Origin of the sequence: Caulobacter rhizosphaerae, from assembly GCF_010977555.1 — a bacterium.
Classification (GTDB): Bacteria; Pseudomonadota; Alphaproteobacteria; order Caulobacterales; family Caulobacteraceae; genus Caulobacter; species Caulobacter rhizosphaerae.
The window spans coordinates 2,885,580-2,898,744 of the sequence record NZ_CP048815.1 but is presented as its reverse complement, the minus strand read 5'-3'; the positions used below and the strand labels follow the sequence as shown (position 1 = coordinate 2,898,744).

Annotated in this window: 15 protein-coding genes; 8 read left to right on the top strand and 7 right to left on the bottom strand. The window is 66.9% G+C overall.

From position 1 onward, the window contains the following. The first annotated feature begins 32 nt into the window (after positions 1 to 32). Positions 33 to 641: a TetR/AcrR family transcriptional regulator gene (locus G3M57_RS13405; RefSeq protein WP_163231080.1), complete on the top strand. Its 609-nt coding sequence runs from the start codon at positions 33 to 35 to the stop codon at positions 639 to 641. A 33-nt stretch (positions 642 to 674) separates the two neighbouring features. Here G3M57_RS13405 and G3M57_RS13400 read toward each other — a convergent pair whose 3' ends face one another. After that, the gene (locus G3M57_RS13400) at positions 675 to 3,311 is read right to left on the bottom strand and encodes a glycoside hydrolase family 2 TIM barrel-domain containing protein (protein WP_230983714.1); all 2,637 of its coding nucleotides are present in this window, start codon (positions 3,309 to 3,311) and stop codon (positions 675 to 677) included. Between the two features lie 456 nt (positions 3,312 to 3,767). On the opposite strand from G3M57_RS13400, the gene G3M57_RS13395 reads away from it, so the two are divergent. Together G3M57_RS13395 and G3M57_RS13390 are read left to right on the top strand one after the other, a co-directional pair. Further along, positions 3,768 to 4,061, top strand: a complete 294-nt coding sequence (locus G3M57_RS13395; RefSeq protein ID WP_163231076.1) for a fimbrial protein — start codon at positions 3,768 to 3,770, stop codon at positions 4,059 to 4,061. A 203-nt stretch (positions 4,062 to 4,264) separates the two neighbouring features. Then, positions 4,265 to 5,011, top strand: a complete 747-nt coding sequence (locus tag G3M57_RS13390; RefSeq protein ID WP_163231075.1) for an SDR family NAD(P)-dependent oxidoreductase — start codon at positions 4,265 to 4,267, stop codon at positions 5,009 to 5,011. A 108-nt stretch (positions 5,012 to 5,119) separates the two neighbouring features. On the opposite strand, the gene G3M57_RS13385 is transcribed toward G3M57_RS13390, so the two are convergent. Next, entirely contained in the window at positions 5,120 to 5,581 is a 462-nt protein-coding gene (locus tag G3M57_RS13385; RefSeq protein ID WP_163231073.1) for a carboxymuconolactone decarboxylase family protein, read from the bottom strand. A gap of 81 nt (positions 5,582 to 5,662) precedes the next feature. Between G3M57_RS13385 and G3M57_RS13380 the strand changes: the two genes are divergently transcribed. The 3 genes from G3M57_RS13380 to G3M57_RS13370 all read left to right on the top strand — a co-directional run bounded on the left by G3M57_RS13380 (position 5,663) and on the right by G3M57_RS13370 (position 7,340). Then, positions 5,663 to 6,559, top strand: a complete 897-nt coding sequence (locus G3M57_RS13380; protein ID WP_163231071.1) for a sigma-70 family RNA polymerase sigma factor — start codon at positions 5,663 to 5,665, stop codon at positions 6,557 to 6,559. Positions 6,560 to 6,662: 103 nt separating this feature from the next. Then, positions 6,663 to 7,028 carry a hypothetical protein gene (locus tag G3M57_RS13375; RefSeq protein ID WP_163231069.1) on the top strand — a complete coding sequence of 122 codons (366 nt, stop codon included), beginning with the start codon at positions 6,663 to 6,665 and terminating at the stop codon, positions 7,026 to 7,028. 45 nt (positions 7,029 to 7,073) lie between these two features. Next, complete coding sequence (locus G3M57_RS13370) at positions 7,074 to 7,340, top strand: hypothetical protein (RefSeq protein ID WP_163231067.1); 267 nt, start codon at positions 7,074 to 7,076, stop codon at positions 7,338 to 7,340. Positions 7,341 to 7,393: 53 nt separating this feature from the next. On the opposite strand, the gene G3M57_RS13365 is transcribed toward G3M57_RS13370, so the two are convergent. The 3 genes from G3M57_RS13365 to G3M57_RS13355 form a co-directional block, all read right to left on the bottom strand. Then, positions 7,394 to 8,083, bottom strand: coding sequence for a hypothetical protein (locus tag G3M57_RS13365; RefSeq protein ID WP_163231065.1), 690 nt, complete (start codon positions 8,081 to 8,083; stop codon positions 7,394 to 7,396). Between the two features lie 151 nt (positions 8,084 to 8,234). Then, positions 8,235 to 8,837 carry an NADPH-dependent F420 reductase gene (locus G3M57_RS13360; RefSeq protein WP_163231063.1) on the bottom strand — a complete coding sequence of 201 codons (603 nt, stop codon included), beginning with the start codon at positions 8,835 to 8,837 and terminating at the stop codon, positions 8,235 to 8,237. Positions 8,838 to 8,907: 70 nt separating this feature from the next. Continuing rightward, complete coding sequence (locus tag G3M57_RS13355) at positions 8,908 to 9,642, bottom strand: SDR family NAD(P)-dependent oxidoreductase (protein WP_163231061.1); 735 nt, start codon at positions 9,640 to 9,642, stop codon at positions 8,908 to 8,910. 216 nt (positions 9,643 to 9,858) lie between these two features. Here G3M57_RS13355 and G3M57_RS13350 point away from each other — a divergent pair, with 216 nt between their 5' ends. Beyond that, positions 9,859 to 10,755 (top strand): LysR family transcriptional regulator, encoded by an 897-nt coding sequence (locus tag G3M57_RS13350; RefSeq protein WP_163231059.1) that lies wholly within the window; start codon positions 9,859 to 9,861, stop codon positions 10,753 to 10,755. Positions 10,756 to 10,906: 151 nt separating this feature from the next. On the opposite strand, the gene G3M57_RS13345 is transcribed toward G3M57_RS13350, so the two are convergent. Continuing rightward, positions 10,907 to 11,542 carry a carboxymuconolactone decarboxylase family protein gene (locus G3M57_RS13345; protein ID WP_056750594.1) on the bottom strand — a complete coding sequence of 212 codons (636 nt, stop codon included), beginning with the start codon at positions 11,540 to 11,542 and terminating at the stop codon, positions 10,907 to 10,909. 40 nt (positions 11,543 to 11,582) lie between these two features. Further along, a complete protein-coding gene (locus G3M57_RS13340; RefSeq protein WP_163231057.1) occupies positions 11,583 to 12,095 on the bottom strand; it encodes a carboxymuconolactone decarboxylase family protein in 513 nt (170 codons plus the stop codon). A 234-nt stretch (positions 12,096 to 12,329) separates the two neighbouring features. Here G3M57_RS13340 and G3M57_RS13335 point away from each other — a divergent pair, with 234 nt between their 5' ends. Next, positions 12,330 to 13,136 carry an SDR family NAD(P)-dependent oxidoreductase gene (locus tag G3M57_RS13335; RefSeq protein ID WP_188916158.1) on the top strand — a complete coding sequence of 269 codons (807 nt, stop codon included), beginning with the start codon at positions 12,330 to 12,332 and terminating at the stop codon, positions 13,134 to 13,136. Positions 13,137 to 13,165: the final 29 nt, after the last annotated feature.

The window sequence follows — 13,165 nt, the reverse complement described above, 5'->3', positions numbered from 1 at the left end:
CCGGCGCCGTTCGCGGAGCGCGGGCAGGGCGGTTGGAGACGACGCTCGTGATCCGTCAACCGCGGCGATCGATGGGGCAGGATGAGCGGCGCGAGCGGATCGTCGAGGCGGCCCGCGACTGCATCGCCCTGTCAGGCATTCACGGCGCGGCCATGGCCGAGATCGCCGAGCGCGCCGAACTTGGGGTGGGCCAAGTCTATCGCATCTTCGAAAGCAAGGAGGCGCTGATCGCTCAGATCGCCAATGAAGATCTGGCGGAGATGCGCGCGATGCTCGACGCCCTGGACGGCGGCGCCGCCGGTTTGCTCGATGAAATCTGCGCCCTGGTTCCCCAGTCGATCGACCGGTGCTTCGATACCCGACGGGTGGCGCTCAGGACCGAACTTGCCGCCGAAGCCGCGCGCAATCCTCGCGTCGCCGGGATCCTGCAGGTCGTGGACCGGCAAGGACGCGCGGCGTTCGAGGAGCTGATGAGCGCCTTGAGGCGGTCCGGCGAGACCGTCGGCGATTTTCGAGCCCGCTGCGAGTTCGTCCACGTGCTGTTCGACGGACTGGCGGTACGCTCGATCAACCATCCACAGGCTGATCGAGCGATCTTGACGCGCCTTGTGCAGATGACGCTCCGACGCCTGTTCGCCTAGTCGGTGCGCTGGAGACCATCGCCCCGCGCCCGTTCAGGGGCGAGGCGCGACGTCGATGGACGAGACGATGGCCTTGCCGGTCTTGCCCTTAAAGGTGATCGTCAGACCCGCGTCGGTCGCCTCGACGGGGACGCTGCGCACGACGGTGGCGCGCTCGCCCTTCGCCGCGCCGGCGACGTCAAAATCGCTTAGCGCGACCTTGTCGTTGATCAGCACGTCGAAGACGCGCTCGCCCTTGGAGTAGGTTGGCTCGACGAAGGTCAGGGTGACGGTGTAGCGGCCTGGCGCGGCCGGGATCTGGTAGCGGAAGTCGCCTTCGCGATAGGTGCGCGCCACCGGCCACGGCGCTGCGCCGGGTTCGCCGCCGCCCTGGCCGGTCATGGCCTTGGCCGCTCCGCCGGCGAAGAACGCGTCCGAGCCCATGCGGACCCCGAGGCCGGCCGGGACCAGAAGGGCGCCGCTGTCGATCGTGAAGCGGTCCTTGCCCTCGGGCGCCAGGCGCCAGGTCAGGCGGTCCTCGGTTGGGCCCATCTCGAAATGCCCTTGGGCGACCAGCGTGTTGTCGCCCGAAGCGAGACGAACGCTCTTCCAGACGCAGATCTTCTGCGGGCAGTCGGCCAGCGCGCCCAGGGACCTGCCGTTGAGCACCAGGTCGGTGGACGGGGCGTTGCTGTAGACGCGCACGTCGGTCACCGGATAGGCGCGGTCGACATAGCGGCGGCCGGTGATATGCACCGACGGCTCGGCGCTCCAGTTGGCCTTGTAGAAGTAGAAGGCGTCTTTCTTGACCTGGCGATCGTAGGTCACCAGGCCCTTGGTGTTGATGCTCTCGCCATCGCCCTCGTGACGGTCGCCGGTGGCGAAATCGAAGCTGTTCCACAGCCAGGACGCCCAGAGATAGGGCTTGGAATCCAGGATCGCCCAGTTCTTCTCGTGAACGAAGGCCTGGTATTCCTCGGGCTGGATGCGACCGAACGAGTCGAACGGGCCGCCCAGCGGATCGTCGGTATGCTGGCTGATCGCGCCGCCGGCGCCGTATTCGCTGACCGACAGCGACTTGTCCGGACGCTTCTTGCGCAGGGCGTCCAGCGCGGGTCCCAGCAGTTCCGAGGGGGTGTAGTACCAGCCGAAATAACGGTTGGCGCCGCTGGTGTCGGTGATGGCGGCCACCTCGGGTGCGTTGGGCTGCAGACCCTCGCAGCAGGTGGCCTGGGTGGTGGCTCGGTCGGGATCCTCGGCCTTGGCCAGGGCCTGCAGGTCCTTGAGCAGGGGGACAGGGTCGCGCTGGACGATCTTGGCCGCGCCCATGAATGATGGCGGCGTGCCGCGCAGGTCGACCTCGTTGGCGATGCCCCAGACGCCAACGGAGGCGTGGTTGTAGTTCTGGCGGATCAGCTCCTGCAGCTGCTGCCGCGCGTCGGCGACCAGGCCCGGCGTCGGCTCGATCTGGTCGGCCGCCAGGGTCATGACGCTGACGAACGGGATCTCGTCCCACAGGATCAGGCCGTACTGGTCGGCCAACTCATGGATAGCCGTCCCGTGCTGGTAATGGGTCAGCCGGATCGTGTTGGCGCCCATCTCTCGGATGATGGCCATGTCCTGAGCGGTGTCGGCCGCGCTGACCGCCCAGCCCTTGCCCTCGCGGTCCTGGTGGTAACCCACGCCGTGCAGGCGCAACGGCTGGCCGTTCAGGATCAGGCCCTTCTCCGGATCGATGCGGATCTGCCGTACGCCGAAGCCCTGGTCCAAGCTGTCGCCGACCTGGCCGCGCGCGTCCTTAATCACCGACTTCAGCCGGTAGAGGTAGGGGTCCTTCACGCCCTGCCACAGGTGGGCGGCGGCCAGGGCCAGGTCCTGCGCGACCTCGGTCGACTGGCCGGCGGACAGGGAGACGGGCGTGACGACCTGGGCGGCGACGGCGCCGGACGCGTCGACCAGCTGGGTGGTCAGAACCAGCTTGACGCCACGCTTGGCGTCGTTGCGGAGCTTGGAGCGCACGGCGACCGTGGCCTTGCCGTCGCCGATCGCGGTGGTCCGGGCGTAGACACCGGAGCCGCCGAAATCGAGCATGTCGAAGTGGGCCTTGTCGGTAGCGACCAGGCTGACCCCGCGATAGAGGCCGCCGTGGACGAAGAAGTCGCCGCCCAAGGGCAGGATGTCGGCGGTGGCGCCGCCGGCGACCGGCCGGCTCGCGTCCACCCTGACGACCAGCAGGTTCGGCTGCCCCGGCCGGATCGCCTGGCTGGCGTCCAGGCGGAAGCGCGAGAAGCCGCCGGCGTGGTCGCCCAGGTGGACGCCGTTGAGCCAGACCGACGCCTTGCGGCTGGCGGCGTCGAACTGCAGCCAGGTCGCCTTGTCCTTGATCGCAGCCGGCGCGGTGAAGGCCAGCCGATACCAGCCTACGCCCTGCTTGGCGTTGATCGTGGCCGGTGTGTGCAGATGAGGGCCGTCGGACAGGTAGTAGCCAGCCCGGTTCCAGGTGTGGGGCACGCTGACGGCGGCCCAGGCCTTGTCGTCGAAGCTGGGCGCCTCGGCCCCGGTCAGGGTGTCGTCCTGGGTGAACCGCCAGCCATCCGTCAGCGGGACGGTCAGCCGTTCCGCTGCGGAGGCGAGGCTGCTCGTGGCGGCCAGGGTCAGGGCGAAGGCGCTTGCGGCCAGCTTGATCGTCATGACGTGTTCCACCCCGGCTCTTATGGCTCTTCGCGGCCAAGTATCAGCTGCGCCGTCGCGAAGTCAATAATCGAACGATGATGTTCTATTTTGCACAGCTCCGCGATGCCGGAGGTCGCTTCCATGCGATGATCTCGGTGTTATAACCTCGGAAAGGGCCTCAAAGATCACCGATCTGATCGCCGCGTCATGACTATGCGCGCCGCGCATGTCCGACCGCCCGTCGACGGGAGTGTCGGTTTGAAAATTCAGATGTTGTTATAATGCGCAGAAAACAAACGAAATATAGACGGGCGTTTCACCGACTCCCGAGGGGCGAGAAGGGGCGTTACGCCGCGTCGATCGCGGGAGACGGGCGGGCATTGGCTATAATTGATCGTATGCGTTCGATTTAGGATTGCCTTTGGTCGTGAATTGGACATCCTGAGGCCAACGACCCTTGAGAAGAGGCCGACCATGCGTCCCATCCGAACCGCTCTGGCCGTCGCGTTGCTGATGGGCGTCGCGGGCGTGGCCGTCGCCGCGCCGCCGCTGAGCACGGCGACCACCACGATCGGCGAGATCCTCGACACCCCGGCCGCCAAGGCCGTGGTCGACCGGCATCTGCCGTCGGTCTTCGCCAACCCTCAGATCCGGATGGCGCGCCCACTGACGCTCAAGGGCTTGCAGCGCTTCGCCAAGAACACCGTCAGCGATAGCGACCTGGCGGCCATCGACAAGGATTTCGCCGCCTTGCCGGCGAAGAAGTAGTTCGGGCGCGGCTTCGCGCCGTCGCCAGGGCGTCCCGCCTCCGTCGCTCCCGCGCGCGGAGACGTTTTCCTCCTGCACTGAGCCGGAGCCCTGACGGGGTCCGGACGGGGCGCTCGCCGATCGAGCGCCCCGTACCTTTTCCTGTTTCGAGCGCCCTAACTCGCGAAGGGCAGGGCGCCTCCTCCTGCCAAAGGGCGCTTCACATGCCGCATTTCAGTTCAAGGTTCGCCGGCAAGACCGTGGTGGTCACGGGGGCGGGATCGGGCATCGGCCGGGCAACCGCCGAACGCCTGGCCGCCGAGGGCGCGCGGGTCGTCGCCAGCGACATCGACCCGGCTCGCCTCGACGCCGTCGAACTGGGCGCCGCCGGCGTGAAAGTCGCCGGCGACATCACTCAGGCCGCCGTGGTCGCGTCGGTGTTCGACGCCTGCGAGGGGCGGCTGGACGGGCTGGCCAATGTCGCGGGCGTCATGGACGGCTTCCTGCCGATCGCCGAGGTCGACGACGAGACCTGGGATCGGGTGCTCGCGGTCAACCTTACGGCGGTGATGCGATGCACCCGGGCGGCGGTGCGGCTGATGGAGCCGGCCGGAGCGGGGGCGATCGTCCAGGTCGCCTCGGAGGCGGGCCTTCGCGGTTCGGCGGGCGGGGTGTCCTACACGGCGGCCAAGCACGCGGTGATCGGCCTTGGCCGCAGCGCCGCCTTCGCCTGCAAGGGGACCGGCGTGCGGGTCAATGTGGTCGCGCCCGGCGGCGTGATCACCGGTATCGACGCCACGCCGCGCTCGGAAAAAGGGTTCCAGTCGGTGATGACCGTGCTGATGGCCGCCGCGCCCGGCCTGGCTGACGCCGGCGACATCGCCGCGGCGATCACCTGGCTTCTCAGCGACGAGGCCAAGAACGTCAGTGGCGCGGTCCTGGCCTCGGACGGCGGATGGTCCTCCATCTGACTTGGAGAATTCGCCCGCAGCTAGCCGACGTTGGATCGGAAGGATCACCTTCCGATCCTTTGTCTCGAGCCTCGGCGCAACGTCAGTTCCGGCGCCGCTCAGGCGCGGTCAGCCCCATTTGACCGAGCCGGCCACCATGCGAACCGACGCGTTCAGGCGGTTCCACACGTTGATCGTCGAGATCGACAGCAGCAACGAGGCCAGTTGGTCCTCGTCGTAGTGGCGAGCGGCCTCGTTCCAGACCTCGTCGGATACGGCGTCGCCCCGGTCGGCGATCCGGGTGACGCTTTCGGCCAAAGCCAGCGCGGCGCGCTCGGCTTCGGTGAAGTAGGGGGTGTCACGCCAAGCGGCGACCGAGAACAGCCGCTCGTCGGTTTCGCCGGCCTTGCGGGCCATCTTGCCGTGCATGTCGACGCAGACGCCGCAGCCGTTGATCTGGCTGACCCGCAGGTGCAGCAACTCATGCACCGCGTGCGGCACGCCGCCTTTATGGCTGGCTTCGCCCAGGGCCATCAGCGCCTTCATGGCGTCTTGGTTGATGAAGGCGGGGTTGTTCATGCGGGCTTGCATCGTCTTTCTCCGTTTGGTTCGTCACATCGGCCGTGTCTCGACCGTCATCTCCCTGACGGAGCCCAGAAGGGGGATGTGACGATGGACGAGAAAAATTTTCTGGCGGTGCAGTTCGAGGCCAGCCGGGCCCACTTGCAGCGGGTGGCGTTTCGCATGCTGGGCTCTCGCGAAGCGGCAGAGGACGCGGTGCAGGAAGCCTGGTTCAAGGTTAGCCGCGCCGACACGGCCGACGTCGACAACCTCGGCGGCTGGCTGACCACCGTGGTTTCGCGCGTATGCCTGGACATGCTGCGTTCCAGGCGGGCGCGGCGCGAGGACGCGCTGGGGCCGGCCGTCCTGGAGCCGGCGATCGGCGAGGACGATAGCGCCTACCCCGAGCGCGAGACCCTGTTGGCCGATCAGGTCGGCATGGCGCTGATGGTGGTGCTGCAGACGCTGCCGCCGGCGGAACGGGTGGCTTTCGTGCTGCACGACATGTTCGACTTGCCGTTCGACGACATCGCCACAATCGTCGACAGGAGCCCGGAGGCGGCGCGCCAGCTGGCCAGTCGCGCCCGACGCCGCGTCGGTGGTGGGGCAGCCGCAGTCCGGCCCGACATTGAGCGCCAGCGCGTCGTCGTGCAGGCCTTCCTGCGGGCCGCGCGCGGCGGCGACATGCAGGGCTTGTTGGCCGTCCTGGCGCCGGATGTCGTCTTTCACGCCGATGCGGCGGCGCAGAAAAGCGGTTCGCGGCCCGAACTGCGCGGCGCTGAGGCCGTGGCGGCCAACTTCCATGGACGGGCGCAGGCGGCCAGGCCGGCCCTCGTCGATGGCGTACTGGGCCTGGCGGTGGCGATTGACGATGGCCCGGTTTTCGTAGTGCTGCGTCTGTCCCTGAGGAACGGCCGGATCACCGCCATCGAGGCGATGGCCGATCCCGAGCGCTTGAGCAGCTTCGAGATCGAAGTGCTTGACGAATTGCCGATCGCCGAGGCGTGAGATCATTGCAACGCCGCCGGTCAATGGTCTCGCCCTGGGTGGGCTGGATGGCTGACCTCGCCTGAGGCATCTTCGTGAAGGCTCTTCATCGACAAGGCAGGCCATGATCTGGGTTTCATCGAAGCCGTTGGCGGGAATTCTCGGTGCGCTCGCCTTGTCCGTCGCGATTCCGTTGACGGCTCACGCGCAGGCGACGTCGCGAACCTGTTCTGGACAAGCCGGAGAGACGCCAGGCCCGGCCTGCCTCGTTGCTCACCAGGACCTTGGGGCGCTGCCCCGGACGCCGCTCTACTGGAACATCTATACCTTCGCTGACGTCCAGGCCGCTGAACGCGCCAAGCCGCAACATGGGGTGGTTGTACAGGCCTTCGGCGAGATTTGGATGTTCGACCTGGGCGCGAAGGGCCGGCAGTTCGAAGGTGGACGTCATCTTGCCGACGTCGGTCCGCTTCCGATCGAAACCCCATAGGGCGACTTCAGCGCCGAGTACCTGAAATCGACGTTCGCGCCTGGCATGACCGCGCCGGTTCATGTGCATTCCGGCCTCGAGGCCTTCTATGCGATCAGCGGCGGAAGCTGTTTGGAAACGCCTGATGGCGTTCAGGTCGCCCGGGGCGCGGGACATTCGTTGATGGTGCGGCAGGGGCCGCCCATGTTGTTGATGGCGATCGGCCAGGAGACCCGACAGGGGTTCGCCCTGATCCTGCACGGAGACGGCAGCCCCCCAACGACGCTCACCTCGGCTTGGACGCCCAAGGGCCTGTGTCTGAAAGCGTCATGATGGCCGACCTCCGCCGTGGGTCTGACATCGCGTTCGACGCCTTCGGCTGAAGGTCATCGAGCAGCAGATTGTAGCTCGCCAATGAAAGGCTGGGCGCCTTCCGTATCGACGATCGCCCAGGCGCGCACATAGTCGGGGCCGATGGGGGCGTCTGCGGCCCGCGCCGCATCCGCCATCTCCGGCCGGCCGAGGCGTCGATAGACTTCGCTTTGCAGCGCGATCAGATGCAGGTGATTTCGCGTCACGAGCGATTCCTGCGCGTATTTGCGAAGTAATGCCGAACGTAGGGCGGCCTTATCGCCTGCGCCCAGAATGCCTCGGATGTAGGTGTGCAGGGTTTCGTGAAACAGCGTGTCGACAAACATCTCCGGCCGATCGACAAAGCGCCCGTTCGTGGCGCGCAGGAACAGTCGCACATTGATCAGCAGGGGCAGGCTCATGCTGGCGAAGCCTGGGCAGACGTGCACGGCCGCGACGGTCTCCCGAAAGCCATAGGGACGGCCGGTGATCGCCTGGGCGGTCTCCAGCAAGCGCGGCCCGCCTTGGGCCCACAGACGTCGAAACTCCTCCAGCCTGGCGACGATCTCTTCGGAGGCGCCTGGCGGCGTTGGCGAGCCCACGGCCTGGCTGCAGACGCGATCAAAGACGGGCGTGTAGTCGATCAGGACTCTGGGTGCGGGACGCGCGGCCGCCGCGCCCGGCAGCAAGACAAGTCCGATCAAAAGGGTCGCGAGACCGCGCATCGACGATGGCTCCTGCGCTCGGCAGGGCGCCAATTTACATCAGGCGCGCCCACGCGTGTAGCGCCGCCGAACGGCGGTGGGTCCGTGAGGGATCGCCACCCGGATCGGATCGCGAGATCCGGGCGGCGTGTCCCTGTCGGTGAGATCGTATTCATCCGTCGAACTTGACCAGATCCTTGAAGACCAACTGACCCCAGCTGTTTCCGCGCGCCTGGACCAGCAGCCCGCCTTCCGAAAGGCGGCCGAGCTTGATCGGCGCGAAGCCGAGATCTTCCGCAAGCCCGCCGATTTCAGCCGCGGCGTCGTCGTCATCGCTCGCCAGGAACACGACGCGCCTGCCGCCCTGCACGGCCGGACCCTGGTCAAGAATGGCGGCGATCAGATGGTTGAAGCCCTTGACCAGCCTGGCGTCCGTGAAGGCCTGCGCGATGAACTTGGAAGAAGGCTGCCCTCCCAGGTGCTCGGGGGGCACGCCATAGGCGTTGGTCACATCGACGATGGTCTTCCCCTTCCAACTGGGCAGCGCCTTGGCGACATCCGGGTGCGCTTCGAAACGGACGGCCAAGAAGATGATATCCGCCTTGACGGCGTCCGTCAGTATTTTGGGCATGACTGTAGGGCCGATCTCGGCCGCATCGGCCGCGAAGCTTTCCGGGTCCCGCGTGGTCGCGACGGACACTTCGAGGCCCTTGCGGGCGAACGCTCTGGCCAGAGCGTGGCCGATCTTGCCGAAGCCGATAATTGCGTAGCTCATATGTAGTCTCCTTCAGTTTGGACGCCTGGTCGGGCTCCGAACATCGACAGCGCCCGGCCAGGCTAGCGCGTCAGAGTTGCGCCAGGCCGCCGTCGACGGCGACCTCGCTGGCGGTCATGAAGCTGCTGTCGTCGGAGGCGAGGAAGGCGGCCACAGCTGCGATCTCCGCCGGATCGGCCATGCGCTGGAGCGGCGTCATCGCGGCGAAGACCTTCTGGCCCTCGACGCCAAGTGCTTCCTTGGCCAGTTCGGTCGCCGTCGCCCCGGGCGACAGTACGTTGACCCGGATGCCTGTGCCCTTCAGGTCCTCGGCCCAGGTTCGCGCCAGATTACGCACCGCCGCCTTGCTGGCGCTGTAGGCGCTGAACGCCGGAGCGCCCGTCGTGCCGGCGCTCGACCCGGTCAGGATGATCGAACCGCCCTGACCCATCAGCGGCAGCGCCTTCTGGACCGTGAAGATCGTACCCTTCACATTGGTGTCGAAGGTCTCGTTGATGTGCTGGGCGGTGATCTGGCCGAGCGGAAGCGGACCTCCCGTCCCGGCATTGGCGAAGACGATGTCGAGGGTTCCGCGCTCGGCCTTCACAGCCGCGTAGAGTCGATCAAGGTCGGCCTCAGCGGAGACCGAGCCCTTCACCACGCGGGCGTTGGGCCCCAAGTCGGCCATGGCCGCGTCGAGCGCGTCCTGCCGACGGCCGAAAATGAAGACGACGGCGCCCTCGTCGATGAAGCGCTTGGCCGCGGCGAGGCCGATGCCGGTCGCGCCGCCGGTAATTACGGCGGTCTTGCCATTCAGTCTGGTCATGTCGTGCGTCCTTGGTCTCGCTGTCTAAGTCTTTGGCTGTCCGGGGAGCCCCCCCGGGGACGCTCGAAATGGGTTCGCCGGAGCCGGGCGGTGAGTGCGCAGGCGCGCACATCGGTGGTGCGCAAACGATCCGGCTGGACGGTTGAACACCGCGATGATCGCGTGCACTCCAGCAGAGGATTGCGAAAGCCGCACCACGCGGCGCGGGAATGGACGATGATCGACTGGGATGACGTCCGCTACTTTCTGGCCGCCGCGCGTGGCGGCTCCGTGCGGGCCGCCGCCAAGAGCCTTGGGGTCAACCACGCCACCGTGTTGCGGCGCATCGGCCAACTCGAGGAGAGCCTCGGCGCGCAGATGTTCGAAAGGTTGCCTTCGGGCTACCGCCTGACGGCCGCGGGCGATGAGGTCCTTGAACTCGCCAGCCAGATGGAAGCCTCGTCGCACCAGTTGGAGACGCGTGTCTTTGGGCGCGACCAGAGTGTGCGCGGGCTCCTGCGGGTGACGTTGCCGCCACCCCTGGCGACACATCTGCTGATGCCCGACTTCGCCGATTTCGCGCGTCTGCATCCCGACGTCGAGATGGACATCGCCTCGTCCGGCGAGCTGGCGAATCTGACCAATCGTGAGGCCGATGTCGCGATTCGCGTCGTCTACGATCGCAAGACCCTGCCGCTCAACCTCCATGGCTTGAAGGGGCCGGAGGTATTCGGCGGCGTGTATATCGCCCATGATCGGCTCGCCGCCTGGCTTTCGGGAGCCTCCGAGCCCACGCGATGGATCGTCATAAGCGCCCATGGCGTTCCCGATTGGGCCAGCCAGGGTGAGGTTCGTGTCGCCAACGTTCCGTTCAGGGTCACGGACGCGGAGGCCCAGATCGTTGCGGTTCGGCAAGGACTGGGGATCACCACGCTGCCGTGCTTTGTTGGAGACGCCGACCCCCTGCTGGTGCGGGTTCCTGGCGCCGACCTGCACATGTACGGCACGCTCTGGCTCCTGACCCAGGGAGAGACTCGCAAGACCAAGCGGGTGCGGCTGTTCACGGAGTTCGTCTCCGAGAGGCTCGCCGCCTATGCGCCGCTTCTTGAGGGACGGTCCGTCGCGCGTGCGTGACGCCCGCCGGCGCCCGCTGAGGTGAGCGCTGGCGGAGGCCTATAGTCCGTGGTTCAGCCGGTCTCGACGTTGAAAGCGACCTCCCAGGAGCCGGCGCCGTTTTGGCCGGGCCGACTATCATCAGGCGAGCGACTCAAGGGGTGCGGCCCCGTCAGCCCATCGGGATCCGATCGTAGCCCTCGCCTCGTTCCTTGACCGCGACGCCGCCTTCCTTGAGCGCCTCGATCGCGGCGTTGAGGTCCGGCGAGTCCCCGTAGACCGGGTCAGTCGGATAGAAGAGCCGCGACGAGGCCTCCTTGCCCGGCTCGACCCCCAGGATGATCGCCACTCGGCTGCCGGTCGTGTAGCAGGACAGCAGCACCAGATCGACGACCTCCAATTCGGAGAAGTGCTGGCGGGCGCCGTTCCAGATCTCGTCCGTCAGCATCTGCGGCGCCGAGGCCAGGGCGTCGGTGATCCGCAGCGCCGCCTTGGTGCGTTCGGGCAGGTCGCTGGTCTCGAACCGCGTCAGCTTGCTGACCATGTCCTCGTCCAGGCCGGCCTGGACGGCGACGGCCTGACGCGCGTTCTTGCAGTATTCGCAGCCCTGGTAGTTGGCGTTGAACAGGCGCACGCACTCATGGAGCACGGGATCCAGCTGCAGCGACCGGGCGCTGGCGATCGGTATGCCGGCCAGGCGGTTCAGCTCCTGCGGAATGGCGATCCGCGCCGCCGGGCTGTTCTGGTCGCCGGCCAGCATGGTGAAGCCCTGGGCGTACTCTTCGGGGATGCGGGGTGTAGTCGCCATCGGTCTGGCTCCTGCGTGCTGATGGAGAGGGGCGGGGGCCTCAGGCGGCCAGCTTGACGATTTCGAAGTCGGGCAGGGTGTCGGGAACCTCGGCCGGCGGGGCCAGCCGGAAGGCGACCGTGCTGCGCTGCAGCTGGTCCATGACGCTTAGCGCCTTGATCAGGTAGATCATCGGTTCGACGCCGATCGCCTCCTCCAGCTTCTTGACGTCGCCGTCGTCGATGCTGCTGGCCTGGATGGCGAACTGCTCGGCGAATTGAAGGCATTGCCGCTCGGCCGGTGAAAACAGCGGCGAGTTGTAGGCGCGTGGGATGGCCGCGATCTTCTCCTCGGTCAGGCCCGCATCGAGGGCCGGCCGGTAACGCAGGGCCAGGGAGAAGGCGCTGGTGAAGACCGTGGCCATATGCAATCGGCAAAGCTCAAGGATCACGGGGTCGACCCGGGCGATCGACCGGGCGTGATCGGCCATGAATTCCTTGTAGAAATGAGGCCGCAGGCCCCAGACTTGGTCCAGCTCGGTCTTGCCCGCGGCGGGGCGCTCAACTCTTGACATGGTTTCCTCACCCAGGCGTTGGCCGCCGTCGTCGCGCCGGCCTTGTCGCGTTTTCTATTTCAGAGCCGTGGTTCTGATGAAGAAGACGAAAAGGACTTAACGTTGTCAAGTAGGCCGAACCGCCATCGCGAATGAGATATGTGCGCGAAATCCACTTCCCAGGATCGACAAAGCCCATACGAATTCTTTCCAGCGCGGAAAGCGCGCCTGAAATGGCAAAAAATGGAGGAACGCATGCGAGGTCTCGAAGGCAAGGTGGCGATCGTCACCGGCGGCGCGTCGGGGATCGGCGAGGCGACCTGTCGGCGCTTCGCTCAGGAAGGCGCCAAGGTGGTGATCGGCGACATCGACGGCGGCCGCGCCGAGGCCCTGGCGAAGGAACTCGGCGACGCCGCCCTGGCCGTCAGGTTCGACGCCGGCGATGTGGCCTCGGTCGAGGCGCTTGTCGCGGCGGCCGTCGACCGGTTCGGCCGGCTCGACGTGTTGTTCAACAACGCCGCCCTGATGTCGCCGGACGTCATCAAGCTGGACACCGACCCGGTCGGCATCGACTTCGCGGTCTGGGACCGTACGATGGCGGTCAATGCGCGCGGCTATCTGGCGGGCTGCAAATACGCCATCCCGCACATGCTGAAGGCCGGCGGCGGGTCGATCCTGATGACCACGTCGGGGTCAGGCCTGCTGGGCGACATCTCCAACATCGCCTACGGCGCGTCCAAGGCCGCGGTGGCGAGCCTGATGCGCTACGTCGCGACGATCTACGGAAAGCAGGGCATCCGCTGCAACGCCATCTGCCCGGGCCTGATCCGGACCGAGGGCGGCAAGAAGAACGTGCATGGCGCCATGGTCGGGGTCATGGAGCGCAACACCCTGACTCCCCGCCTCGGCCTCCCCGAGGACATCGCCGCCATGGCGGTGTTCCTGAGTTCCGACGACGCCGCCTTCATCACCGGCCAGAATATCGAGGTCGACGGCGGAATGCTGATGCACATGCCCTATTACAGCGACATCATGAGCGGCGACATCGCCTGGGACAGCTGACGCAGGAGCGGACCGTTCCAGGCGGACCG

Excerpts from the sequence above, each read along its gene's own strand:
- G3M57_RS13380 (WP_163231071.1), top strand. The coding sequence starts at position 5,663 with ATGGACGAGAAAAATTTTCTGGCGGTGCAGTTCGAGGCCAGCCGGGCC.
- G3M57_RS13375 (WP_163231069.1), top strand. The coding sequence starts at position 6,663 with ATGATCTGGGTTTCATCGAAGCCGTTGGCGGGAATTCTCGGTGCGCTC.
- G3M57_RS13345 (WP_056750594.1), bottom strand. The coding sequence starts at position 11,542 with ATGGCGACTACACCCCGCATCCCCGAAGAGTACGCCCAGGGCTTCACC.
- G3M57_RS13355 (WP_163231061.1), bottom strand. The coding sequence starts at position 9,642 with ATGACCAGACTGAATGGCAAGACCGCCGTAATTACCGGCGGCGCGACC.
- G3M57_RS13390 (WP_163231075.1), top strand. The coding sequence starts at position 4,265 with ATGCCGCATTTCAGTTCAAGGTTCGCCGGCAAGACCGTGGTGGTCACG.
- G3M57_RS13385 (WP_163231073.1), bottom strand. The coding sequence starts at position 5,581 with ATGCAAGCCCGCATGAACAACCCCGCCTTCATCAACCAAGACGCCATG.
- G3M57_RS13335 (WP_188916158.1), top strand. The coding sequence starts at position 12,330 with ATGCGAGGTCTCGAAGGCAAGGTGGCGATCGTCACCGGCGGCGCGTCG.
- G3M57_RS13350 (WP_163231059.1), top strand. The coding sequence starts at position 9,859 with ATGATCGACTGGGATGACGTCCGCTACTTTCTGGCCGCCGCGCGTGGC.
- G3M57_RS13400 (WP_230983714.1), bottom strand. The coding sequence starts at position 3,311 with ATGACGATCAAGCTGGCCGCAAGCGCCTTCGCCCTGACCCTGGCCGCC.
- G3M57_RS13360 (WP_163231063.1), bottom strand. The coding sequence starts at position 8,837 with ATGAGCTACGCAATTATCGGCTTCGGCAAGATCGGCCACGCTCTGGCC.
- G3M57_RS13395 (WP_163231076.1), top strand. The coding sequence starts at position 3,768 with ATGCGTCCCATCCGAACCGCTCTGGCCGTCGCGTTGCTGATGGGCGTC.
- G3M57_RS13365 (WP_163231065.1), bottom strand. The coding sequence starts at position 8,083 with ATGCGCGGTCTCGCGACCCTTTTGATCGGACTTGTCTTGCTGCCGGGC.
- G3M57_RS13340 (WP_163231057.1), bottom strand. The coding sequence starts at position 12,095 with ATGTCAAGAGTTGAGCGCCCCGCCGCGGGCAAGACCGAGCTGGACCAA.
- G3M57_RS13370 (WP_163231067.1), top strand. The coding sequence starts at position 7,074 with ATGACCGCGCCGGTTCATGTGCATTCCGGCCTCGAGGCCTTCTATGCG.